This is a genomic window from Mesorhizobium sp. M0663, assembly GCF_040320585.1.
Taxonomy (GTDB): domain Bacteria; phylum Pseudomonadota; class Alphaproteobacteria; order Rhizobiales; family Rhizobiaceae; genus Mesorhizobium.
In genome coordinates, this window is the sequence record NZ_JAMYPX010000002.1 from 153,191 (window position 1) to 175,198 (window position 22,008).

At 63.2% G+C, this 22,008-nt stretch carries 18 protein-coding genes; 10 read left to right on the top strand and 8 right to left on the bottom strand.

The features are described 5' to 3' along the window. The first annotated feature begins 122 nt into the window (after positions 1–122). Both NKI54_RS04010 and NKI54_RS04015 read left to right on the top strand, forming a co-directional pair. Positions 123–1,718, top strand: a complete 1,596-nt coding sequence (locus tag NKI54_RS04010) for an ABC transporter substrate-binding protein (RefSeq protein ID WP_023679442.1) — start codon at positions 123–125, stop codon at positions 1,716–1,718. A gap of 97 nt (positions 1,719–1,815) precedes the next feature. Beyond that, on the top strand, positions 1,816–3,411 hold the full coding sequence (locus NKI54_RS04015) for an ABC transporter substrate-binding protein (protein WP_352622002.1): 1,596 nt from the start codon (positions 1,816–1,818) through the stop codon (positions 3,409–3,411). Positions 3,412–3,490: 79 nt separating this feature from the next. On the opposite strand, the gene NKI54_RS04020 is transcribed toward NKI54_RS04015, so the two are convergent. Continuing rightward, entirely contained in the window at positions 3,491–4,915 is a 1,425-nt protein-coding gene (locus NKI54_RS04020; protein WP_352637668.1) for an FAD/NAD(P)-binding protein, read from the bottom strand. A 181-nt stretch (positions 4,916–5,096) separates the two neighbouring features. On the opposite strand from NKI54_RS04020, the gene NKI54_RS04025 reads away from it, so the two are divergent. Then, complete coding sequence (locus NKI54_RS04025) at positions 5,097–6,458, top strand: LLM class flavin-dependent oxidoreductase (RefSeq protein WP_352622123.1); 1,362 nt, start codon at positions 5,097–5,099, stop codon at positions 6,456–6,458. Further along, on the top strand, positions 6,455–7,546 hold the full coding sequence (locus NKI54_RS04030) for a rhodanese-like domain-containing protein (RefSeq protein WP_352619559.1): 1,092 nt from the start codon (positions 6,455–6,457) through the stop codon (positions 7,544–7,546). Before NKI54_RS04025 ends, NKI54_RS04030 begins: the two co-directional genes overlap by 4 nt. A gap of 35 nt (positions 7,547–7,581) precedes the next feature. Here the strand turns inward: NKI54_RS04030 and NKI54_RS04035 are convergent, their stop codons facing one another. The 5 genes from NKI54_RS04035 to NKI54_RS04055 are packed head-to-tail and all read right to left on the bottom strand — an operon-like array spanning position 7,582 to position 13,988. Continuing rightward, positions 7,582–8,844 (bottom strand): FAD-dependent oxidoreductase, encoded by a 1,263-nt coding sequence (locus tag NKI54_RS04035; RefSeq protein WP_352637670.1) that lies wholly within the window; start codon positions 8,842–8,844, stop codon positions 7,582–7,584. 5 nt (positions 8,845–8,849) lie between these two features. Continuing rightward, the gene (locus NKI54_RS04040; RefSeq protein WP_352637672.1) at positions 8,850–10,070 is read right to left on the bottom strand and encodes an acyl-CoA dehydrogenase family protein; all 1,221 of its coding nucleotides are present in this window, start codon (positions 10,068–10,070) and stop codon (positions 8,850–8,852) included. A 16-nt stretch (positions 10,071–10,086) separates the two neighbouring features. Next, positions 10,087–11,124 carry an ABC transporter substrate-binding protein gene (locus NKI54_RS04045; RefSeq protein WP_352621994.1) on the bottom strand — a complete coding sequence of 346 codons (1,038 nt, stop codon included), beginning with the start codon at positions 11,122–11,124 and terminating at the stop codon, positions 10,087–10,089. A gap of 9 nt (positions 11,125–11,133) precedes the next feature. After that, entirely contained in the window at positions 11,134–12,318 is a 1,185-nt protein-coding gene (locus NKI54_RS04050; RefSeq protein ID WP_352621992.1) for an LLM class flavin-dependent oxidoreductase, read from the bottom strand. A 59-nt stretch (positions 12,319–12,377) separates the two neighbouring features. Beyond that, positions 12,378–13,988, bottom strand: coding sequence for an ABC transporter substrate-binding protein (locus NKI54_RS04055; protein ID WP_352637675.1), 1,611 nt, complete (start codon positions 13,986–13,988; stop codon positions 12,378–12,380). A 315-nt stretch (positions 13,989–14,303) separates the two neighbouring features. Between NKI54_RS04055 and NKI54_RS04060 the strand changes: the two genes are divergently transcribed. The 6 genes from NKI54_RS04060 to msuE all read left to right on the top strand — a co-directional run bounded on the left by NKI54_RS04060 (position 14,304) and on the right by msuE (position 19,953). Further along, the gene (locus NKI54_RS04060) at positions 14,304–15,290 is read left to right on the top strand and encodes an ABC transporter permease (RefSeq protein ID WP_352637677.1); all 987 of its coding nucleotides are present in this window, start codon (positions 14,304–14,306) and stop codon (positions 15,288–15,290) included. Beyond that, positions 15,290–16,288: an ABC transporter permease gene (locus NKI54_RS04065; protein WP_352690756.1), complete on the top strand. Its 999-nt coding sequence runs from the start codon at positions 15,290–15,292 to the stop codon at positions 16,286–16,288. Before NKI54_RS04060 ends, NKI54_RS04065 begins: the two co-directional genes overlap by 1 nt. Positions 16,289–16,290: 2 nt before the next feature. Further along, positions 16,291–17,289 (top strand): ABC transporter ATP-binding protein, encoded by a 999-nt coding sequence (locus NKI54_RS04070; RefSeq protein ID WP_352690757.1) that lies wholly within the window; start codon positions 16,291–16,293, stop codon positions 17,287–17,289. Further along, positions 17,267–18,214 (top strand): ABC transporter ATP-binding protein, encoded by a 948-nt coding sequence (locus tag NKI54_RS04075; protein ID WP_352637683.1) that lies wholly within the window; start codon positions 17,267–17,269, stop codon positions 18,212–18,214. Before NKI54_RS04070 ends, NKI54_RS04075 begins: the two co-directional genes overlap by 23 nt. A gap of 20 nt (positions 18,215–18,234) precedes the next feature. Next, positions 18,235–19,290: an aldo/keto reductase gene (locus tag NKI54_RS04080; RefSeq protein ID WP_352623097.1), complete on the top strand. Its 1,056-nt coding sequence runs from the start codon at positions 18,235–18,237 to the stop codon at positions 19,288–19,290. Positions 19,291–19,362: 72 nt separating this feature from the next. Beyond that, the gene (msuE, locus tag NKI54_RS04085; protein WP_352637685.1) at positions 19,363–19,953 is read left to right on the top strand and encodes an FMN reductase; all 591 of its coding nucleotides are present in this window, start codon (positions 19,363–19,365) and stop codon (positions 19,951–19,953) included. An 873-nt stretch (positions 19,954–20,826) separates the two neighbouring features. Here msuE and NKI54_RS04090 read toward each other — a convergent pair. Next, on the bottom strand, positions 20,827–21,420 hold the full coding sequence (locus NKI54_RS04090) for a HupE/UreJ family protein (RefSeq protein WP_352637687.1): 594 nt from the start codon (positions 21,418–21,420) through the stop codon (positions 20,827–20,829). A 47-nt stretch (positions 21,421–21,467) separates the two neighbouring features. Then, positions 21,468–22,007, bottom strand: a complete 540-nt coding sequence (locus NKI54_RS04095) for a hypothetical protein (protein WP_023679463.1) — start codon at positions 22,005–22,007, stop codon at positions 21,468–21,470. Position 22,008: the final 1 nt, after the last annotated feature.

Consider the following 22,008-nt stretch of genomic DNA (forward strand, 5'->3'; position numbering starts at 1 on the left):
TTCGGCAGACGATAGAAAATCATTCTTCCGGTTTTGCGGCGTGGCAGAGATCATCGCGTCGAGGCGCCGGAGTGTGTTCGGCCGCCGGATGCCATCGAAGCCGTTTTCCGGAGCTCAAGGCCATGTCTGTCAATCGTCGTCATTTCAACCAGCTGCTGTTGCTTGGCGGTGCGAGCTTCGCATTGCCCGGGGTTTCCTTCGCTGCCGAAGGAACGCCGGTCCAGGGTGGCACGCTCAACTGGGCCTACTATCCCGACCCCACGTCGCTGATTGCAATCAACACCTCGTCGGGCACCGGCCAGGCGATCGGTCCCAAGGTGAATGAAGGTCTGCTTGATTTCGCCTATGACCTCAGCCCGAAACCGCTGCTGGCGACGGAGTGGTCGATCAGCGATGACGGCCTGCGCTACACCTTCAAACTGCGCGAGGGCGTCAAATGGCATGACGGCAAGGACTTCACGTCGGAAGACGTTGCCTTCACCATCTTCCGGCTGAAGGAGGCGCATCCGCGCGGCCGCATCACCTACCAAAACGTGACCGCGGTCGAGACGCCCGATCCGCACACCGCCATCATCGTGCTTTCAAAGCCGGCGCCCTATCTGATCACGGCACTGAGCAGCTCGGAATCACCGATTGTGCCGAAGCACGTCTACGAAACGTTCAAGCCGGCGGAACAGCCGAAGCTCGAACAGACGATCGGCACCGGTCCCTTCATTCTCAAGGAATGGGTGCCCGGCAGCCATCTGATCTTCGACCGCAATCCGGATTATTGGGACGCGCCTCGGCCCTACCTCGACCGCATCGTCCTGCACGTCATCCTCGACCCGGCCGCACGTTCGGCGGCTCTTGAAACCGGCGAGATCGATATCGGCGCCAATCCCGTGCCGCTGGCCGACATCGAACGGCTGAAGGCAAACCCCGCTCTGGTCGTCGACACCAACACCTACGCCTATTCCGGCCCACAGCAGCAATTGTTCTTCAACTACGAGAACGAAATCCTGACCAAGCGCGATGTGCGCCTTGCCATCGCCCACGCAATCGACCTGCAGAAGCTGGTCGACATCGCGCTCTACGGTTATGCGCAGGTATCGCCGAGCCCGATCAGCACGGCGCTGCCCAAATGGTATGACCGCAGCATCAAGGCGCGCGAGCCCGATACCAAACTGGCGGAGAAGCTGCTCGACGACGCCGGCTATCCGCGTGGCGCCGATGGCACGCGCTTCAAGCTCCGGCTTGCCTACAACGCGTTCCTGCCGGCGTCCTATGCCGATTTCATCAAGCAGTCGTTGGCGACGGTCGGCATCGATGCCGAGATCCTCAAGCTTGACCTGTCGACGTTCCTGAAGACCGTCTACACCGACCGCGCCTGGGACCTGGTGGTCGAGTCGCTGTCGAACACCTTCGATCCGACGCTCGGCGTCCAGCGCGCCTACTGGTCGAAGAACTTCAAGATCGGCCTCGTCTTCTCCAACGCTAGCCACTATGCAAACCCCAAGGTTGACCAGATCCTCGAAGCCGCGGCAATCGAGCCCGACGAGACCAAGCGGCGCGAGCTCTGGCACAAATTCCAGCACATCATCCATGACGACGTGGTGTCGGTCGATCTGGTCGCCGCCGGCGCCCAGATCGTCGCCAACAAGAAGGTCCGGGATTTTGCGCCCGGCGCTCAGGGGATCAACAACAGCTTCGCGCAGATATGGCTCGCGCCAAACGCCTAAGCGTTCTGCAAGCCCTCTGGTTGGGACCGGCGCGTGAAAACGACGATCCCGACTTTTCTCCATGAAAGATAAATCGCGCCAATTCGGAGTACCGACCATGACCATCAACCGACGCCTGTTCAATCAGTTCCTGCTGCTGGCCGGCGCGAGTGCAGCACTTCCCGCCGGGGCATTCGCAGAAGACGCAAAGCCGGTGGCCGGAGGCACGCTCAACTTCGTCTACTATCCCGAGCCCAACCAGATCGTTTCCATCAACACCAGCGCTGGCGGACCGGCCACCATCGGTCCGAAGATTTTCGACGGCCTGCTCGCCTACGACTACGATCTCAATCCGCGACCGCAACTGGCCACCGAATGGTCGATCAGCGACGACGGGCTCGAATACGTCTTCAAGCTGCGCCAGGGGGTGAAGTTTAGCGATGGCCATGATTTGACCTCCGAGGACGTGGCCTTTTCGATCTCCCGGCTGCGCGAAGCGCATCCGCGCGGGCGCATCACCTTCCAGAACGTCACCGACATCGACACGTCGGACCCGTATATCGTAAAGATCAAATTGTCGAAGCCGTCCGCCGCCCTGATTTCGGGGCTGGCCGCGACGGAATCGCCTGTCGTGCCCAAACACATTTACGAGAAGCTGAAGCCGGCTGACGATCCGTCCTTCGAGCAGATCATCGGCAGCGGGCCGTTCGTGCTGAAGGAATGGGTGAAGGGCAGCCACATCCTCGTCGAAAAGAACCCGACCTATTGGGATGCGCCTAAACCCTATCTCGACCGGATCATTTTCCGCTTCATCACCGATCCGGGCGCGCGCGCCGCGGCGCTCGAAACGGGCGAGGTCGACATCGGACCGAACCCTGTGGCCTTCGCCGATCTGGAGCGTTTCAACGCGCTGCCGCAATTCGTCGTCGACAGCACGGTCTTCACCTATAGCGGCCCGCTGCACCAACTGATCATCAACCTCGAAAACCCGATCCTGAAGGAGAAGAAGGTCCGTCAGGCAATCGCGCACGCGATCGACCTCGACGCGGTCAATGCAATCGTGTTTTACGGTTATGGCCAAGTCTCGCCGACGCCGATCAGCGTCGTCAACAAGAAGTATTTCGACCCCGACGTAAAGGCCGCGACCGTCGATACGGCATTGTCGGAAAAACTGCTCGACGAGGCCGGCTTCAAGCGGGGAGCGGACGGCATTCGCTTCAAGCTCAGGCTCACCAACAATCCCTACAACCCGTGGGGCTATGCTGACTTCCTCAAGCAGGCATTAGCCAAGATCGGCATCGATGCCGAGATCGAAAAATTCGATTTCGGCACCTATGTCAAAACCATCTACACCGACCGCACATGGGACCTGTCGACGGAATCCTGCGGCAACATCTTCGATCCGAGCGCCGGCGCGCAGCGGCTCTACTGGTCGAAGAACATCAAGAAAGGGCTGCCGTTCTCCAACGGCGCGCACTATGAGAACCCGGAGGTTGACCGGTTGCTGGAAGCCGCATCGGTCGAGCTCGACGAGGCCAAGCGCAAGCAGCTCTTCTTCAAGTTCCAGGAGATCATCGCCGATGAATTGCCGATCATCAATCTGATCGCGCCACCGACCATCATCATCGCCCGCAAAACCGTCAAGAACTACGCGCCTGGCGCCGAAGGCCTGTCAGCGAATTTCGCCGACGCCTATCTCGACCCGAACGCCTAAATCTGCCGGGCAATCATGAGAGAAGGGCCGCATCGAGCTGCGGCCTTTTCGTTTCTTCCATTTCGCAAAGCCGGTAACTTCAGGCCAAAGCACGCAGCCTTGGGCTGGCGCCGACCAGAAGGCCGGCAAGGGCTATGGCCTGCGCCAGTTGTTCGCCGATTGAGCTCGATTCCCAGGCGACACCGCGCAGCGGATGGCCGATGGCGAACAGATTGCCATGGGTCTCGCCATCACGGGAAATCACCTGGCCGTCATGCGTGGCGTCGATGCCGAAGCCGATCGCATGCGGCCTGACGATGCCGTTTTCGAGCAGGTTCTGGACGAATGGATCGGCGATCCGCCGCCAGTCATGCTCCTGATGGCCGCGGCAGTTGACGACGCCGTCGAAGCGCAGCCGTTCGACCGCGCCGGTATCGCGCCAGCGGATTTCAGCGACGATCCCATTTGCCTGCGGATGGAGTGCCAGCACCCGTCCCGCTCCACCCGTCCAACGGCCTTGGCTTCGCGCCAGTGCCACGCGCTCAAAGCTCGGTGGCGCCGCGCGGTGCGCGGTGACATCCCAGAAGGCGCGCAGATGGCGTGCGAACTTCAAGCGCTCCCTGTCGGTGGCGCCTTGCCACAAGGCCAGGATCCACGGCCGGATCGTCAGCGGCAGCCCTTGCCAGTCCAGGCCGGTGGTTTCGATTGCCCGGCGTTCGGCCTTGACCAGTGCGAGAAGCGCCCTGGTGGTTTTCGGCAGCGGCCGCCCGGCGAGGAAATCGCGCCACGCTTCCGTGTTGCGCCGAGGTTCGACGATCTGTCCGCGCCGCGACACGACGCGATAACCGCCCTTGAAGCCGCGCGCTTCCATGCTGGCGACGACGTCGACCATGCTCAGGCTGGAGCCGATCAGCAGCAGTTCCTTGCTGCCGGCGAGCCGATCGAGCGCCGCCGAATCCCAGGGATTGGCGACGTAACGGGGATCGCTGACGACGGCTGCTTCCGTGGTGGACGGCTGGCTCTGGAACACCCCGGTTGCCAGCACCGCCTCATCGGCCAGCAATTGCTGGCTATCGCTGGTGCCGACGCATACCCCTGACGGGCCGGTCAGCATGTCGACGGCGGATGCGTTGATGTGGCGCAGCGACGAACGCGGGTCTGCTTCTCTGATCGCTCTCGTCAGTTCCGACTGGACATAGCTGCCGAACAGCCAGCGCGGCGGGCTTGAGTCCGGGACATCCTCGGGCGGTGTCCAGCCGTGCTCCGGCCCATTCGCCATAAGCCAGCGAACGAGGTGATCGGGATCGTCCGGATGCAGCGAGAAGATGCGCGCCGCGCCGTTGACGAGATGGTTCGGATCGCAGGTGCTGTAGGCAACACCGCGGCCGAGTTGGGCCCGGCGCTCGATGATGGTGACCGCCAGCGGCTCGGTCGAATGGTCAAGCAATTTGATCGCTGTGACCGCACCGGCAAAGCCACCGCCGACAATGATGATTGAGCGAGGGGAGGAAGGGGTATGAAGCATCAAGAACCTTTGCGACGCCGGTGGTCGTGGCTCTAGCCCATCGCCCCGGCAACGATCATCGTGCTTTCCCGTAACCCGATGTCAAAAAACAATAATTGCCAGCTGGCGAAAGGCATTCTTTCACTCAGCGGGTTTGGCAGGCGCTAGATAGGAACGCCCTTTGCGACCAGCCCGAGAACCGCTGATGACTGAAAATCGAAAGATAAGGCTTGGAGCCTTTGTTCGCGGACCGGGCCATCATGTCGCTGCCTGGCGCCATCCCGATGTGCCTGCCAATCCGGGCCTGAGCTTTCAGCACTATGCGGACGCCGCGCGCACTGCCGAGCGTGGCCTGTTCGACATGGTGTTTCTGGCCGACAGTCTCAGCGCGCGCAATGGCGAGCAGCCGATCGAGACCTTCGAGCGCACCGGCCATGTCGTGCATTTCGAGCCGCTGACGCTTTTGTCGGCGCTCTCGACCATCACGCAAGGGATCGGGCTCGTTGCGACCGCCTCGACCACCTATTGGGAGCCGTTCCACTTGGCGCGGCTGTTCGCTTCGATCGATCATCTCAGCGGCGGCAGGACAGGCTGGAATGTCGTCACCTCAGCCGATGCGCCGGCGGCGGCGAATTTCAGCCTCGACCAGCATCCCGTTCATGCCGACCGTTACGCCCGCGCCGAGGAATTCGTCGCTGTCGCGCAGAAGCTTTGGGACAGCTGGGACGACGATGCCTTCGTCGCCGACAAGGCTTCGGGGATCGCCATCGACCGGCGCGGCATCCACGCCCCGAACCATGCCGGCCGGCATTTCCGCGTCAAGGGACCGCTCAACGTCGCTCGCCCACCGCAGGGCCATCCCGTCATCGTCCAGGCGGGCTCGTCCGATGCCGGCCAGCACTTGGCGGCGCGGACGGCGGAGGTGGTTTTCACCGCCCACCCGACCATCGAATCGGCGCGCGGCTTTTACGGCGAACTGAAAGGCCGGCTGGGCTCGTTTGGCCGCTCCGCCGACAGCTTGAAGATCATGCCCGGTGTCTTCCCGGTCGTCGCGCCGACACGCACGGAGGCCGAGGGCAAGTTCGATGCGATCCAGCGCCTGGTCGATCCTGTGGTTGGTGTGGCGCTGGTTTCAGGATTGCTCGGCGGTGTCGATCTTTCCGGCCATTCACTCGACGGACCGTTGCCGGAACTGGGCAGTTCCGATGCCGTGAAGAGCCGCCTGAAAGTCGTTTCCGAATTGGCCGCGAGCCGGAACCTGACCATCCGCCAATTGTATCTCGCCGTTGCCGGCGCGCGCGGCCATTTCCAGATCGTCGGCACGCCAAAGGATGTGGCCGACATGATGGAGGAGTGGTTCGCCGGTGGCGCGGCGGACGGCTTCAACGTCATGCCGCCGATCCTGCCGACGGGCCTCACCGATTTTGTCGACCTCGTCATTCCGGAGCTGCAGCGGCGGCGTCTGTTCCGGACTGCTTACGAAGGCGGGACGTTGCGCGAGAACCTCGGCCTTGCGCGTCCGATCCGTGGCGCCGCTGAACAGCAAGAGAGGAAAGCATCATGAGCGACAGGACGATCGATTCGAAAATGTTTCGCCAATGGCTGGCGGATGGCGAAGAACTGGCGGTGCTAGACATTCGCGACAGCGCGACTGTCGGATACGCATCGCCGCTGTTCGCCACCAACCTGCCCGCGGCTCAGGTCGAGGCCGAGATCGACCGCTTCATCCCGCGCAAATCGGTGCGCACCGTGCTGGCGGACGACGGCAGCGGCGTTGCCGAGCAACTTGTCGAACGACTGGTGGGGTATGGCCGTACCCAGCTGTTTTCGCTGAACGGTGGAATTCCGGAATGGACGCAAAGCGGCGTTGAAGGCCTGCCGACCTTCGATACGCCGGGCGTCGATTTTTCGCTGGCGATCCGCGACGAGAAGGGGACCCCGGTCGTCAGCGTTGAAGAGCTCGCGGTGCTCAGAGGCCGAGGCGCCGACGTGGTGGTGCTCGACAGCCGCACGGTGGCGGAGTTCGAAAAGGACCATGTGCCGGGCGCCATCAGCGTGCCGGGCGCCGAGCTGGTGCTGCGCTTCGCCGACCTAGTGCCGTCACCGGAGACGCAGGTTGTCGTCTCCTGCGCCGGCCTGCCGCGCGCCATCATCGGGGCGCAGACGCTGATCGATGCCGGCGTGCCCAACCGGGTCGCCTATCTGCACGACGGCACCAAGGCATGGCGCGAGGCCGGTCTTGCACTCGAAACCGGCAAGACCGCAATCTATGGTCCGGCAAGCGAGGATGCCAAGCGTTTCGCCGGGAAGCACATTGCAAAGCTTGCCGAAGGCGACAGCTTTCCCCGCATCGATGCGGCCACGGCCGCGAACTGGGCGAAGGACGAAAAGCGGACGACCTACCTGCTTGACGTGCGCACGCCCGACGAGTTCGCCGAAGCGCATATTCCGGGGTCGATCGCGTCTGAGGGCGGGCAGTTGCTCGGTATCGCCTATCGCACCATCGCCGTGCGCGGCGCGCGCGTCGTGCTGATCGACGATCTGCTCGGTGTCCGCGCGGCGACGACGGCGCATTGGCTGCAGCGGCGCGGCTTCGAGATCGCGATCCTCTTGTATGACTTCCAGTCGGCCAGCCTGGTGGAAGCGGCGTAGGGCAGGAGCACTGTCAGGCGATTTTTTCGGGGCCACTATTCGGCGGCTTCCGATTGGCGGCGACGGCCCGCCAGCACGTTCTTCTGCATCGCCGTCAGCGAAGACCGCACGGCTTTGGCGCCGTGCTCCAGCATCTTGGCCTCATACTCCGACAGCGCCTGGAGAAGCGGCTTGTCGCTGCGTTTGGCGGCCATCAGCTCCGGCACCAGCAGCCCGGCGTCGTAGATCGCGGTGTTGCCGCCAAGCGCGCGAAAATAGGTCATGGCGTGGATGGCATCGCCAAGCAACGTCACCGGTTTCGTCGGCCAGGGATCGACAGGTTCGGAGCTGTGGACATGAAGCAGCGCCACCGTCGATGGGTCGGTGTAGCGGATGAGGTTGAGGATTTCCGGGTGCCAGTGGGCGATCTTCGAGATCAGCAGGTCAATCAGTTCTGAACCGGAGAGCTTTGCCAGCGCGTCGTCCGTGGCAAGTTCGTCCTTTTCATAGGCGGTGTTCCACCAGACATAGCTGGTGGTGTTGTTGAAATGGAAACCGGAAAAATCCTTGTGGGTGGCGTCGTCCAGCCCGATCAGTCCATGCTTTCGGAATGCGTCGGCATTGACCCTGTGGCTGGTGACCATAAGCCCATGACCTTCGGTTGGCCTGACGCCGGCATTGTAGTCGAGTAGCAGCGGCGAGATCTGGTGAAGGGCTGCGGCATGCAGCGTCATCTTGCCGGCCAGGCGCCTGACGCCGGTGTCGAAGCTTCGCGCATGCGGCACCAGTTGCTGGCGCACGCGCGAGCGGGCGCCGTCGGCTCCGACCAGCACATCGGCATGGATTGCCGAACCGTCCTCGAAATGCGCGACGACCGAACCATCCGGCTGCTCGTCGTAGCGTGAAAAGACCTTGCCATAGCGCATGATGCCGTCGAGGCCAGAGAGCAGCACCTGGCGCAGCGTGATACGGCTTACCGATTTTTCGATATGCGTGTCGTCGGCCTCGCCCAGCGCGTTGCCGCCGCCCCAGGCATCCTCGCCCAGGATCTTGAAATTCTCGTCCAGCAGGATGTTGCGATCCGGCGCCTGGCCGAGCGTGGCGACCAAAGCGTCGTAGAGTTCCGGCGGCAAATTGGCGATCAGCGAATCGATGCCGCGCTGGCGGATGCGCAGACGAAAACCCTGGACATAGTCGGTGCGGGCGCGGTCCTTCTCGAAGACCGCGACACTGATGCCGTTCTTCTTCAGGCCTTGCGCCAGTGTCAGGCCGCCGGGGCCTCCGCCGATGATGGCGACTTCGACATGTTCTGTTGTCATGGCGCTCAACCGACCGCCGCGAGCTTGGGCTTGCCAGCGGCAATAGCCGGTGTCTCGGCCAGCTGCCGGGCGGTATGGCGGCTGAGCGTCGCCTTGGCGGCGATCGTGCGGATCATGTGGTTCTGCGGTGCGTGGGAACGGGCGGTCAGCGCATCACGGTGGTGGCGCTCAAGCTGGAAATCTCTGTTAAGGCCTGGATTGCCGGCAAGCTCCAGCGCCAGCGAGGTGACGGCAACGGCATTGTCGATGACGACATGCCTGACCGTCATGCCGTCGGTGCCCACAGGCCGGCCGGCGTCGACATCTTCGGCGAGCGAACGCAGCAGCCGCGTGCTGCTCGCAAGCCTGACCTCGATCTCACCGAGCCCTGCCTGGATGTGCGGCACGGTCGACAGCGGCGCACCAAGACTTGCCGGCGCGTGCGTGCTGACAAAGGAGACAAGCCGGTCACGGGCAGCACGGGCGGCACCGTGGTAGACAGCGCCGATCAGCGAAAAGAAGAACGCCGTCGCGCCTTCCTCGCGCCTCAGCGGCTCGGATGCCGGCTGCGCCTCGGTGATGTCTTCGGCAGGAACCGCAACATTATCCAGAATGATGTCGTCGCTGGCCGTCGCCCGCATGCCGGCGGCGTTCCATGTCTTTTCGACGCGCAATCCGGGCGCGTCGGTCGGCACCAGGAATGAAGCCAGACGCGGCTGCGGCTCGTCGGTCAGCGCCAGCAAGTTCACCCATTTCAGAATAGGAATGCCGGTGACGTAGTTCTTGTGGCCGGATATCCGCCAGACATTGCCGTCGCGCCGGGCAATGGTTTCGGGCGGCTTGCCATGGGCGGGCGAGCCAATCCGCGGCTCGGCTTGCGCGGCGTTGATCAAAGCAGGGCCAAGACGGCCGGCCTCGACAATCCGCTGAACCAGATGGCGCGGCCATTTTCCGGATTTCCGCATCGCATACTGGCTGTTGTAGTGCATGGCCAGCACCAGCGCCGTCGACGGCTCGCCACGGCCAATCTCGGCGATCACCGCCTGTGCTTCCGTCAGCCCGCCACCGAAGCCGCCATGTTCGCGCGCCGTGACCAGGCCAAGCAGCGCCGCCTGGTGAAGCCGGTCGAAATTGGCGAATGGGAATTCCCTGGTCGCGTCGTGATGCGCGGCGGTCAGCGCGAGATTGTCGGCAAGGCTGGCCACTCTGTCGAGGAGTTCCGGAAATCCTGAAATCGTGGAGGTCATGATGCTGGCTTTCCTGTCAGGCGGCGGCGCGCGTATCGACCAGATCGAAGGGTCGTCGATCGACCCAGGCCTCGACGTCGAAGTCGCCGGCGAGGAAGCCCCAGTCGCGCAGGAAATCCTTGTAGTGGGAAATCGCGCCGACCAGCTCAGGCTGCAGTCCGAGGCCGAGATGTTTGTGGACATCCGGGCCGTTGGCGGCCAGCACCTGCTCCTCGGTGGCACCGGCTTCGCGGGCGACGAAGCGCCTCGTCTCTTCCGGATGCGCCTCGGCCCAGGCGCTGGCGCGCAGGATGGTCTCGATCAGTCGCGCGACCAGATCGGGGCGTTTCTCGGCCAGCAGGTCATCGACGGTCAACACCCGCGGCGAACCGGAATTGATGCGGATGTTCGGGTCGGGGTGGAAGCCGAATTCGGCGACCTGGATGGCGCCGATCAGATTGGCGACGTTGATGCCGGCCGTGCCCTTCACATAGATGGCGTCGACCTCGCCCCGGATCAGGGCTGCGGCTTCCTCGCCATAGGCCTGCTTGCGCTTGAGGCCGAACAGCGACGGTCCTTCCTGGCTGTCGAGAACGCTGTCGGCCAACGCTATGTCGACGATCTCGACGTCGCCATGGCTGAGGGCTTCGAGCGAGAGGGCCGAGACCAGGCCCTTCAGCGCCGTCGCCCGCATGAAGTCGACGATGCCTTCGGGGCGCCGGGCGATGCCGAAGCGGCGGCCTTTCAGGTCCTGGGTTGTCCTGATGCCGCAACCGGGCAGGGCGATAATTGCCTGGAATTCGTCGGTCCAAGTGATGCCGACGAGACGCGTCTTGCGCCCTTCGGACCGCGCGCGGATCGGCGGCACGTTGCCGCCGTGGCGGAACGACCAGTCGAGCGTGTGGTTGAAATGGCTCTGGCGGATGTCGCGATTGGGCGAATCGATGATCGACTTCAATTCGATCCCCTCCTTGCGAAAGGTCTCGTCGAGAAGCCCGAGCTGTGCGGCGAGCCCGACAGGCGTCGGCACCGGGCAGCGTGTGTACCAGATTTCGGAGATCCCAGTCGCGGTCATGATGGCTCCTTAGGTGTTGCGCAGGCCAGCCTGCTTCATCAGCGGCAGGATGTTCTCGCCGAAGAATTCGAGGTCAGGCTTGAAATCGAAGAAGGACAGCTGCAGGCCGTCAATGCCGGCGTCCTTCAACTTGACGAACTGGTCGACGATCTGTTCGGGCGTGCCGATGAGGTAGATGTTGCCGCCGACCTTGGCGTAGGGGTCGTCGCGGCCTTCGCGTCCTTTCCAGGCCTGGGCGTCGCTGTTGAAGGTCTGGAAGCCTTTCGGCGTGCGGCTGTCGGCATGGGCGACGATCTCATCGGCGACCGCCCAGGCTTCCTTCTCGGTCGGCCGGCTGATGATCAGCGGATTGAGCAGAGTGCGCACGGTGCGGCCGACACCAAGGGCCGCGTCCTTCACTTTCTCCGTATGCGCCGGCAGCGCCTCCAGCGCGCTGGCGATGTCGGAGCCGGCCGGGCTGGTGACGAAGACGATGTCGGAATAGCGGCCGGCAAAGGAAATGCCGGCATCGGAGCCAGTGGCGTTGACCAGGATCGGCCTGCCGTAATTCGGCTTCGGCGTGACGAAGCCGCCATTGAGCTTCCAGCTCGATTCTCCGGAGAAGGAGAAATTCTCATCATCCTGCCACAGCCGCTGCAGCACTTCGACGAATTCGGCGGCGAGTTCATAGCGGCGGTCATGCTCGATGCGGTTCCAGCCGAACATTTCATGTTCGACAGCGCGATGACCGGTGACCACGTTGATGCCCCAGCGGCCGCCGGAGATGTGGTCGAGCGTGGCGCCGAACTTCGCCAGATGCAGCGGATGCCACGGGCCGTAGAGAACATGCATGGTCGAAATCAGCATGATCTTCTTGGTGATCGCGGCCATGGCCGCCACGGACACAAAACTGTCCAGCGCCTGGCCGTTGAAAACGCCGCCATAGCCGCCCTTGGGCAGCCATTGACTGAGCGCGAAGACGAGGTCGAAGCCAAGCTCCTCGGCCTTCAACGTCAGATCGCGATTGTAGTCGAAGCGCCAGTCGGTCGAGCGCGGCAGCGTCGAGTTGGTCCAGCCACCGGCCTGGATCGGCAGGAACAGCCCGAGCAGCACCGGCTGCTGAAGTGCTTTCGACAGCGGGCTGTCCGGATAGTCGGTCGGCGCCTTGAAGAAGGGCGTGCCGACGATGGAACCAGGCTTGTGGGCGAGCGTCATGGCGAACTTTCTCGGGTGGAGGAAGGGAACCCGTGCGAAGGACCGCGCACGGGTCAGGCTCAGGCGACGATATGGGCGGTTGCGAGGGAGCCGGCATTGCCCTCGGCGCCCACCGTGTGACCGGCTATGCGCCTGTTGTAGAGGGTGATTTCCGGTTGGCTGACGATGCCGATGTCGGGCAGGTCCTCGACAAGGATCTGCTGGATCGCGGCCCATTGCTCGAAGCGCTTTTCGTGGTCGACCTCGACGGCGGCCGCTTCAAGAAGTTCGTCGACCTTGGCATTGCTGTATTTCGAACCGTTGGAGAACGGCACGCCGGGCTTGAAATTCTTCGACCAGTAGAGCCGCTGTACGCCTACCGTCGGGTCGAACAGATTGCTCATGCCGTTGAAGGTGAAGTCGAAATCGCGGTCGGTGTAGATGCGCTTGGTGTAGGTGGCAAAATCCTGGCTGCGCACGGTGACCTCGATCCCGACCGCGGCCAATGCCTGCTTGATGTAGTCGGCGCCGCGCTTGTAGGTTTCGCCGCTCGGGACATAGTCGTGGACAAGCTTGAGCCGGGTACCGTTGGCGTCGCGCGGCAAGCCTGCTTCGTCGAGCAGTTTCTCGGCAGTGGCAATGTCGACCGGATAGGTCTTCAGGTCGGCGACGTACCACTTCTTCAGATTGGGGTTGATCGGGCCTGGAATGGTCGCGCCATAGCCATAGTTGATCGTCTCGCGGATGACGTTGCGGTCGATAACATGGGCGAAGGCACGGCGGACGCGAACATCCTGGAAATAGGGTTTCTCCAGGTTGAACTCGACCCGGCTGATGCCATTGGAATACTGATAACCCTGCTTCTCGAAGCCGATATGCGGCAGCGTTTCGAAGCGCTGCAAATCGCTGTACGGAATCGGCGTGGCCGGCGCCAGATCGATCTCGCCTGTCTCCAGCGCCAATGCGCGCGCCGAAGCGTCAGGGATGAAACGGACAATCAGCCGGTCAAGGTAGGGGCGCGGCGCGTCCCAATAGTCGGGATTACGTTCGTAGACGATGTGGCTGCCGCGGACCCATTCCTTGAAGACGAAAGGGCCGGTGCCGACCGGCGCGACGTTGACCGGATTTTCGGCTGCCTTTGTGCCGTCATAGAGGTGCTTCGGCACGATCGGCGTTTCGGCCGCGGCCAAGGCCGTGATCAGGTAAGGCGCCGGCCTCGACAGAACCAGCGTCACGGTCAGCGGATCCGGCGTCTGGATGTCTACAAGGTTGAGGAAGGTGTTGCGGCCGCGCGGATGAACCTCTCTGATCGTGGTGATCGAATAGGCGACGTCGGCGGCGGTGAACGGCTGGCCATCATGCCACTTCACGCCTTCGCGCAGCTTGAAGGTGTATTGCAGCCCATCGTCACTGACCGACCATTGTCTGGCCAGGGATGGGCGCGGCGTGAGATCGAAATAATAGGTCAGCAGGCCCTCGGTGGTCTTTGCCGAGACGTAGACCGAATTGAATGCCGTGTGGGCGATGGTCGTCAGCACAGGCGGCTCAGCCGAGAGCACCAGCGTCGCCATTCCACCCTGTTTCGGCTCGGCGGCGTAGGCGCTGCGCGATGCAGGCAACAGGGTCGCTCCGAGCGCGGCTGCCGAGATGCCGAGGAACCTGCGGCGGTTCGGAATGAGGAAATGAGACATCGCGCCCTAGTCCTTTTTTTGCTGCCGGCCCCGATCGGCCGATCGTCGGCCACCGAGTTGAAAATCCGTTGTTCCAAGAGCGGGCCCGTTTGCGAAAAGATTTGGCCAACCAGCTCCCGCGCTTAAGATTTCATACTTCAAACAGCTAACTTTGTAGCATGAAATAAAATTCTATTCTGCAATGTAACCGTTTGCAGGATAAAATTTCTTAAATCAGGTTTGACAATGTCTATAAATCTTGTCAACTAAAAAGCACGGAACTTTCCGGGAAACAGCAAACCCGCATCGTCAGCCACAGCCGGGACAGCGAAAACGATGTCGACCCTGACGCGCATTGGCAGAACCTTCCGGCGCACCGCCATCCAGGCGGTGCCGACCGTTCTGGGCATCGTCATCCTGAACTTCTTCCTGCTGCAGCTCGCGCCCGGCGATGCCGCCGATGTCATGGCCGGCGAGGCTGGCTCGGCCACTGTTGAAACGATGGCGGCGCTTCGCCAGCGCTTCGGGCTCGACAATCCGCTTCTCGTCCAGCTGTTCAACTATCTCTACAATCTGGCGCATTTCAGCCTCGGCTTTTCGCCACGCTACGGCATGCCGGTCGCCGACCTGATCGGCCAGCGGCTGCCCGGCACGCTGGTGCTGATGGCGGTGACTCTGGCCGTCGCCATTGTGCTCGGCCTCGCCCTTGGATCGGTGATGGCGGTGTTTGCCGGGCGCCTGCCGGATCGTGTGCTCTCCGTTATTTCGCTGCTGTTCTATTCAATCCCGGGTTTCTGGATAGGCTTGATGCTGATCGTGCTGTTTTCGGTCAAGCTCGGCTGGCTGCCGAGCGGCGGCTCGGGAACCATCGGCAGCAACCTGACCGGCCTTGCCGGGCTCTGGGACAGGGCGCGCTACATGATCCTGCCGGCACTGTCGCTGGCGCTGTTCTACGTGGCGATCTATGCGCGGCTGACACGAGCGGCGATGCTGGAGGTCCAGTCGCAGGACTACGTGCGCACCGCCGCAGCCAAGGGCCTGCCGCCGGCCATCATCACCATTCGCCATGTCCTGCGCAACGCGCTGATCCCCATTACCACCATGGCCGGCATGCATGTTGGCGGCATGCTCGGCGGCGCCGTGGTTGTCGAGACCGTCTATTCCTGGCCCGGCCTCGGGCGTCTCGCCTTCGAAGCGGTCATGGGCCGCGATTTCACCGTGCTGCTCGGCATCCTTCTGTTGTCGTCGCTGCTGGTCATCATCGCCAACGCGACCGTCGATCTTCTGCACGCCTGGCTCGATCCCCGCATCGGAGTACGCTGATGGCTTCCACCGATTTCGCCGCGGGCGATGCCCGTTCCCGCCGTCTCCATGCCGATGCCCGCGGGCCCGCGGCACCGCCTGAACCCGAGGCAAAGAGCTGGAGCAATCTCCACGCGCCCGACGCACGCTCCGCTTCGGCAGCGTCGGTGCCGATAGCCGTTGGAGGGCGTGCGCTGAAGGTTTTCCTGCGCAATCCCAACGCCATGTTCGGCGTGGTGTTCCTGTCGTTGGTCGTGCTGGCCGCACTGCTAGCTCCAGTCCTCTATCCGGCCGATCCGCTATCGATGGTGGCGCGGCCCTTCCTGTGGCCGGGCCAGAACCCAGCCTTCCCACTGGGCACGGACTCCATGGGCCGCGATGTGCTTTCCGGCATTCTGCATGGCGCGCGGATTTCGCTGTTCGTCGGCCTGGTGGCGACCGCGCTCGGCCTCAGCTTCGGCATCCTGGTCGGCGCCGCCGCCGGCTACTTCGGCGGCTGGATCGACGACCTGCTGGTGCGCCTGATCGAGATCTTTCAGACCATACCGAGCTTCGTGCTGCTGGTCGTCCTGGTGGCGATCGCGCAGCCGACCGCGCCTGTCGTGACAATGGCGATCGCCGTCATCACCTGGCCGACGGTGGCGCGGTTGACCCGCGCCGAATTCCGGGCCATCCGCGAGAAGGATTTCGTCATGGCCGCCCGCAGCCTCGGCTACGGCCATGCCCGCATTATCTTCCGCGAGATCCTGCCCAATGCGCTGCCGCCGTTGATCGTGACCTCGTCGGTGATGGTGGCGACCGCGATCCTGATGGAATCGGCGCTGTCCTTCATGGGCCTCGGCGATCCCAACGTCGTCAGCTGGGGCTCGATGATCGGAGCGGGCAGGGAATTGATCCGCACCGCTTGGTATCTGACAGCGCTTCCGGGACTGGCGATCGTCTTTACCGTGCTGGCGCTGAACCTGATCGGTGACGGCCTCAACGACGCGCTCAACCCGCGCTTCTCACAGGAGCGATAGAGATGGCGGCTCCTTTGCTCAGGATCGACAATCTGACGGTTCGCTTCCCGAACACTGAGCCGGTCAGCCGGCTGAGCTTCGAGGTCGGTGAGGGCGAGACGCTGGCGATCGTTGGTGAATCAGGCTCCGGCAAGTCGCTGACCGCGCTCGCCCTGATGCAGCTTCTGCCGCGCTCGGCGAAAATACCCAATGGCAGGATCGAATTCGCCGGCAAGGACCTGCTCGGTCTCGACCAGAAGGCTATGCGGAACCTGCGCGGACGCGAGATCGCCATGATCTTCCAGGAGCCGATGACCTCGCTCAATCCGGTGCTGACCATCGGCCGGCAGATCACCGAGGTGCTGACGCTGCACGAAGGCATACGCGGCAAGGCAGCGCGGAGCCGTGCCATCGAGCTTCTCAATCTGGTGCGTATTCCCGATCCGCAGCGGCGCATCGACGACTATCCGCATCAGCTTTCCGGCGGCATGCGCCAGCGCGTCATGATTGCCATCGCCGTTGCCTGCCGACCACGCCTGCTGATTGCCGACGAACCGACGACGGCGCTCGACGTGACCATCCAGGCGCAGGTGCTCGACCTGCTCGATACGCTGCGCCGCGAACTGTCGATGGCTGTCGTGCTCATCACCCACGATCTTGGTGTCGTCGCACAATGGGCCGACAAGGTCGTCGTCATGTATGCCGGCCGCAAGGTTGAACAGGCGCTGCCCGGCGTGCTGTTCAGAACACCCCTTCACCCCTATACGCGCGGCCTGCTGTCGGCGTCGCCGCGGCTGAAGACCAATCTCCACTACCGCGACGCCAGGCTGACGGAGATTCCCGGCAGTATCGTCTCGGCCGCCGGCGAAAAGGGCTGCCCGTTCCGCCCGCGCTGCGCGGTGGCGCGCGACAGCTGCGCCCATTTCGTACCCGCCCTCGTCGAAGTGAGCGAGGATCGTCTAGTCGCCTGCCCCTACAGCTTCATTCCGGAGGTTGCGCATGGCACTGCTCTCGGTCTCTGACCTTTCCACCCATTTCCACGCCCAGGGCGGCACGCTGCGCGCCGTCGATGGTGTATCCCTCGAAGTCGGACGCGGCGAGACGGTTGGTCTCGTCGGCGAAAGCGGTTGCGGAAAATCGACGCTAGGCAAGACCATCATGCGGCTGGTCGACCCGACTAGCGGCAGGATCGAGTTCAACGGCACCGACATCACCGTTCTCGACGCGCGCCGGCTGAAGGCGGCGCGCCGTAATATCCAGATGATCTTCCAGGATCCGTTCGCATCGCTCAATCCGCGCCACATGATCGGCGACATCCTGACAGCACCCCTGAAGGTCCATGGCATTGGCAACAAGGCCGAGCGGCGGAAAATTGTCGAGGACATAGTCCAGCGTGTAGGATTGCCTGTAGATGCTCTCGGCCGCTACCCGCATGAATTTTCCGGCGGGCAACGCCAGCGCATCGGCATCGCCCGGGCGCTGATCCTCAATCCGGAACTGGTCGTCTGCGACGAGCCGGTGTCGGCGCTCGACCTTTCGATCCAGGCGCAGATCCTCAACCTGTTGGTCGACATGAAACGTCAGCTCGGGCTGTCCTATCTCTTCATTTCGCACGATCTGTCAGTCGTCCGCTATTTCGCCGACCGGGTGCTGGTCATGTATCTCGGCCGCATCGTCGAAAGCGCCGACAATTCGACGCTGTGGACCTCGCCCCAGCATCCCTACACGCGCGCGCTGATGGATGCCGTGCCGGACCCGTCGCGGCGCCGCCAGGCCGCGCCGATCCATGGCGATCTGCCGAGCCCGCAGAACATCCCGAACGGTTGCCGCTTTCACACGCGCTGCCCGCTGGCGACGGATCTATGCCGTTCGCAGGAGCCGGCATTCCGGGCGATCTCGCCCGGACACCACGTCGCCTGCCACTACGCCGAACCAACCCTCAATTGAAAGTTCAACGGAGCAGAAAAATGTCCGATTACCGTTATCTTGGCCGCAGCGCCCTGAAGGTTTCGCCGCTCAGCCTGGGCACGATGATGTTCGGCGGGCCGACCGAGGAGACGGTCGCGCATCGCATCATCGACAAGGCGCGCGAGCAAGGCATCAACTTCATTGACACCGCCGACGTCTACCACAACGGCAAGTCCGAGGAAGTCGTCGGTCGCGGCATCAAGGCGACGCGCGATCATTGGGTCGTGGCGACCAAATTCGTCAACTCCCACGACAAAGGTCCCAATCTCGGCGGCCATTCGCGCAAATGGGTGATCCAGACCGTCGAGAACAGCCTGCGCCGCCTTGGAACAGACTATATCGACCTGTTCTACTTCCATCGTGCCGTCTTCGATGCGCCGCTGGAGGAGCCGGTGCGGGCGATCGCCGACCTGATCCGCCAGGGTAAGCTACGCTATTTCGGCGTGTCCAACTTTCGTGGCTGGCGCATCGCCGAAGTCGCGCATCTGGCCGATGAACTTGGCATCGACCGGCCGGTGGCCAGCCAGCCGCTCTACAACATCGTCAACCGCACCGCCGAGGCCGAACAGCTGCCGGCGGCCGCCTATTACGGTCTTGGCGTCGTCTCCTACAGCCCGCTGGCGCGCGGCGTGCTGACCGGCAAATACGAGCCGAACCAGGCGCCTGCCGCCGACACGCGGGCCGGCCGTGGCGACAAGCGCATCGCCGAGACCGAGTGGCGCCCGGAATCGATTGAGATCGCCAGGCAGATCGCGGCGCACGCAAAGTCACGCGGCGTCTCGGCCGCCGATTTCGCGCTGGCCTGGGTGTTGAACAACCGGCTGATCACGGCGGCGATCGCCGGCCCGCGCACCGAGGAACAGTGGGACAGCTATGCGAAGGCGCTGGACTTCAGGCTGAGCGCCGAGGACGAGGCCTTTGTCGACCGCCTCGTCACCGCCGGCCATGCCTCAACGCATGGGTTCAATGATCCGAGCCATCCGGTCGAAGGCCGCGTGCCGCGTTCGGAGCCGGCCGCGCCGATCCCGCTGACACGGCCTCTGCGCGCCGCCTGACGGTCGCCGACGAAATGGCGGGGCCGGCGCCCCGCCCCCGTTTCCAATTGCTTTGGACAGATGAGAGAGCCCATGAATTTCCACGTCGAACGGCTGCGCCAGAACATCGTCGTGCTTTCGGGCAACACCCACAGGCCGTCGAAGTCCCGGACGCTGGCGCATCATCTCGGCGAGGCGCTGCGCGAAAGATTGTCTGTCACAGTAAATTTCCTCGATCTTGTCGATGCCGGCCGTGGTCTGGGTGCTGCGTTTACTCGAAAGGAATTGACGCCGGAGGCGCTGGATGTGGTGGAGGCTGTCGAGCATGCCGACGCGCTGATCGTCACGACGCCGGTCTACAACGGGTCCTATGTCGGCCTCTTCAAGCATCTGTTCGATCTCATCGATCCGCTGGCACTCGTCGATCGGCCGGTCCTGATCGGCGCGACGGGTGGTGGCCAGCGCCATGCATTGGTGGTCGAACACCAGCTCCGCCCGCTGTTCGGCTTCTACTCGGCGCTGACCGTGCCAAGCGCCGTGTACGGCAGCGACAGCGATTTTTCCGATGGCAAGCTTGTGGATCCGCTGGTCCTGGCGCGGGCCGGGCAGGCCGTGGATCAATTCGTTGCCCTGCTTTCAGCGCGCCAGCCGAAGAGCCAACCGGTCCGGGCGGCTTCGGGCTGACGGATATCGGGTTCGAGCAGGTGCCGGATGCCTTGGACGGCCAAATAAGCAGAACGTTCGGTGTTTTGGCCGACATCGGCGACGGAACCATACGGAACGATACGGGAAGATTTCTGATTTTGGCCCACGAAAAAGTCAATGAAATCAATGCTTTTGATGCATCCTCCGGGCCCACCATTGTTATTATTTATCAATGACTTAGCGGTGTGTTTTGGTTCGGGTAGCCAAGTAATAACTGGCGAACCGCCGTCCATAGCGTTTGATTTTATTGACTTATGGTGGGCCTCCGGAGGCCGCAGATGTGTTGCCAACCGCCGGTGGAGTGTCAGGATCGTTTATCAAGTGCTTGAACGACGCCGGCACGGTGTTCGGAATAGAAATCCGCGCATAGTCCCGTCGCAATCAACCTCGAACTACTGTCTGGATGCTACATCGGCCATCGCCGCCCCCACCCTGCGGCAATCTCCTAGCCCATGCGTGAGAAGCCGAATTCGCGATCGAATGTGTTCGGCGCTTTGACACGCCAGTTCTTCATGACCTCGCCCGGGAGGCCGCCAGCAGCGGTGCCGTCCAAGTCACGCTCGCCGGCGCGGAGTTCACGACGGCGATCATTTGGCGTAGCTGGGAACAGGCCGGCGACGTCAGGCAAGACCGTCCGGCTGCAGCTAGGAAGTTAGTCGCGACCCACGGCGGACCGCTCCGTACGCGCGCGCGGCGTACGGCAAGCTGCTAGCCTCAATCTCCGGATGAGATCAGAGTCGCTCAGACCGGGTCTTCAGGATCTGGTACAGCACGTTTCGGATGCGCTGCCAAACGGTTAGCCGGTTGATCACGCCTTCGCCTCCTGTTCATCGCAGATGAATGGGCTGCGGTTCAGATGATCTGTGCCGCCAGCGCCACGCCGACCAACGACGTGCCGACCCCTGCCGTGCGGATGGCTCGCGGCCAGCGCCGAAGTGTTAGGGCGGCTAACGCGCCGGTCGCGTGAAGAGCCGAAGTAGCGACCACGAAGCCGACCGCATAAGCGATGCCGCTGGCCGTCTCGGGAATTTCGAGGCCATGGGCATTGCCGTGGAAGAGGGCGAAGAGAGCCGTCAGCGAGGCGGCCACAGCGAGCGGAAGCGGCTTGGCAAGCGCCATCATGGCGCCGAAGACCAACAGCGATAGCGTTATGCCGGTTTCCAGTGAGGGCAGGCCGATGCCGGCGATACCGAGCAGGGCGCCAGCGACCATCGCCGAGACAAAGCACGACGGCACGATGATGATCCCCTTGCCGCCGGCGCGAGCGGCAATGATGCCGACAGCCATCATCGCCAATAGATGATCGATGCCGGCCAGCGGGTGCTGAACGCCGTCTACAAACCCGTGGGCATGAAAACCGCCGCTATGGGCGAAGGCCAACGAGGGGATGAGGGTTGTGGGGGCTGCCAGGGCGAGTCTGCCGAAGAATGAAAGCGTTCTGTTCATGGTTCTTGACCTGTTTGATAGAGGTGCGATCGGTTCAAGGCCGGTGCTCATTGTCCGGCCCCTGGCATGGTGAATTGTGCGGCGCCGGACCTGTCGGCCAGAAGCCGCGCCTCGCCGAAGTCGAGGAGTCTTTGTCCCCTGACGTCATGGTAGACGAAGGCCAGGCGGCGCCGGCGCGACGTCAGTTTCGCGGGCAGCGGGTGATAGGTGACGCCGGCGCCACCAATCAGCGGCATGACGGCGCCGACATCGACCATGTCCTGCGTCTCGACGCGCAGAAGATGCAGCCGCACGCCGTCGGCGGTCTCGCCGACGAACGGAATCCCGGCGAGGCGCAGGAAACTGGACGGGTCGGGCGCCCGCGAAAACCCTTCGAGAAACGCGATCTCGACGAGATCGAGATCCGTCGCCCGCGCGTCGGCGGGTTCGGGCGCATGGTCGTGCGGTAGATGCGGTGTCTGCCATTGCAACGGCTTGCCGGCCGGCCCGTTGTGGCCGACGGGGTGGGGATGGTGATGATGACCGTTCGGCCCGTGATGGTGACCGTCGCCATGGTCATGGCTGTGGTGGTGATGATCATCGTGCATG

What these genes read in the sequence shown, in the direction of transcription:
- NKI54_RS04040 (WP_352637672.1), bottom strand. Translation starts at nt 10,070, where the DNA reads ATGACCTCCACGATTTCAGGATTTCCGGAACTCCTCGACAGAGTGGCC.
- NKI54_RS04050 (WP_352621992.1), bottom strand. Translation starts at nt 12,318, where the DNA reads ATGACGCTCGCCCACAAGCCTGGTTCCATCGTCGGCACGCCCTTCTTC.
- NKI54_RS04095 (WP_023679463.1), bottom strand. Translation starts at nt 22,007, where the DNA reads ATGCACGATGATCATCACCACCACAGCCATGACCATGGCGACGGTCAC.
- NKI54_RS04065 (WP_352690756.1), top strand. Translation starts at nt 15,290, where the DNA reads ATGGCTTCCACCGATTTCGCCGCGGGCGATGCCCGTTCCCGCCGTCTC.
- NKI54_RS04070 (WP_352690757.1), top strand. Translation starts at nt 16,291, where the DNA reads ATGGCGGCTCCTTTGCTCAGGATCGACAATCTGACGGTTCGCTTCCCG.
- msuE (WP_352637685.1), top strand. Translation starts at nt 19,363, where the DNA reads ATGAATTTCCACGTCGAACGGCTGCGCCAGAACATCGTCGTGCTTTCG.
- NKI54_RS04020 (WP_352637668.1), bottom strand. Translation starts at nt 4,915, where the DNA reads ATGCTTCATACCCCTTCCTCCCCTCGCTCAATCATCATTGTCGGCGGT.
- NKI54_RS04055 (WP_352637675.1), bottom strand. Translation starts at nt 13,988, where the DNA reads ATGTCTCATTTCCTCATTCCGAACCGCCGCAGGTTCCTCGGCATCTCG.
- NKI54_RS04030 (WP_352619559.1), top strand. Translation starts at nt 6,455, where the DNA reads ATGAGCGACAGGACGATCGATTCGAAAATGTTTCGCCAATGGCTGGCG.
- NKI54_RS04035 (WP_352637670.1), bottom strand. Translation starts at nt 8,844, where the DNA reads ATGACAACAGAACATGTCGAAGTCGCCATCATCGGCGGAGGCCCCGGC.
- NKI54_RS04015 (WP_352622002.1), top strand. Translation starts at nt 1,816, where the DNA reads ATGACCATCAACCGACGCCTGTTCAATCAGTTCCTGCTGCTGGCCGGC.
- NKI54_RS04045 (WP_352621994.1), bottom strand. Translation starts at nt 11,124, where the DNA reads ATGACCGCGACTGGGATCTCCGAAATCTGGTACACACGCTGCCCGGTG.
- NKI54_RS04075 (WP_352637683.1), top strand. Translation starts at nt 17,267, where the DNA reads ATGGCACTGCTCTCGGTCTCTGACCTTTCCACCCATTTCCACGCCCAG.
- NKI54_RS04010 (WP_023679442.1), top strand. Translation starts at nt 123, where the DNA reads ATGTCTGTCAATCGTCGTCATTTCAACCAGCTGCTGTTGCTTGGCGGT.
- NKI54_RS04090 (WP_352637687.1), bottom strand. Translation starts at nt 21,420, where the DNA reads ATGAACAGAACGCTTTCATTCTTCGGCAGACTCGCCCTGGCAGCCCCC.
- NKI54_RS04060 (WP_352637677.1), top strand. Translation starts at nt 14,304, where the DNA reads ATGTCGACCCTGACGCGCATTGGCAGAACCTTCCGGCGCACCGCCATC.
- NKI54_RS04080 (WP_352623097.1), top strand. Translation starts at nt 18,235, where the DNA reads ATGTCCGATTACCGTTATCTTGGCCGCAGCGCCCTGAAGGTTTCGCCG.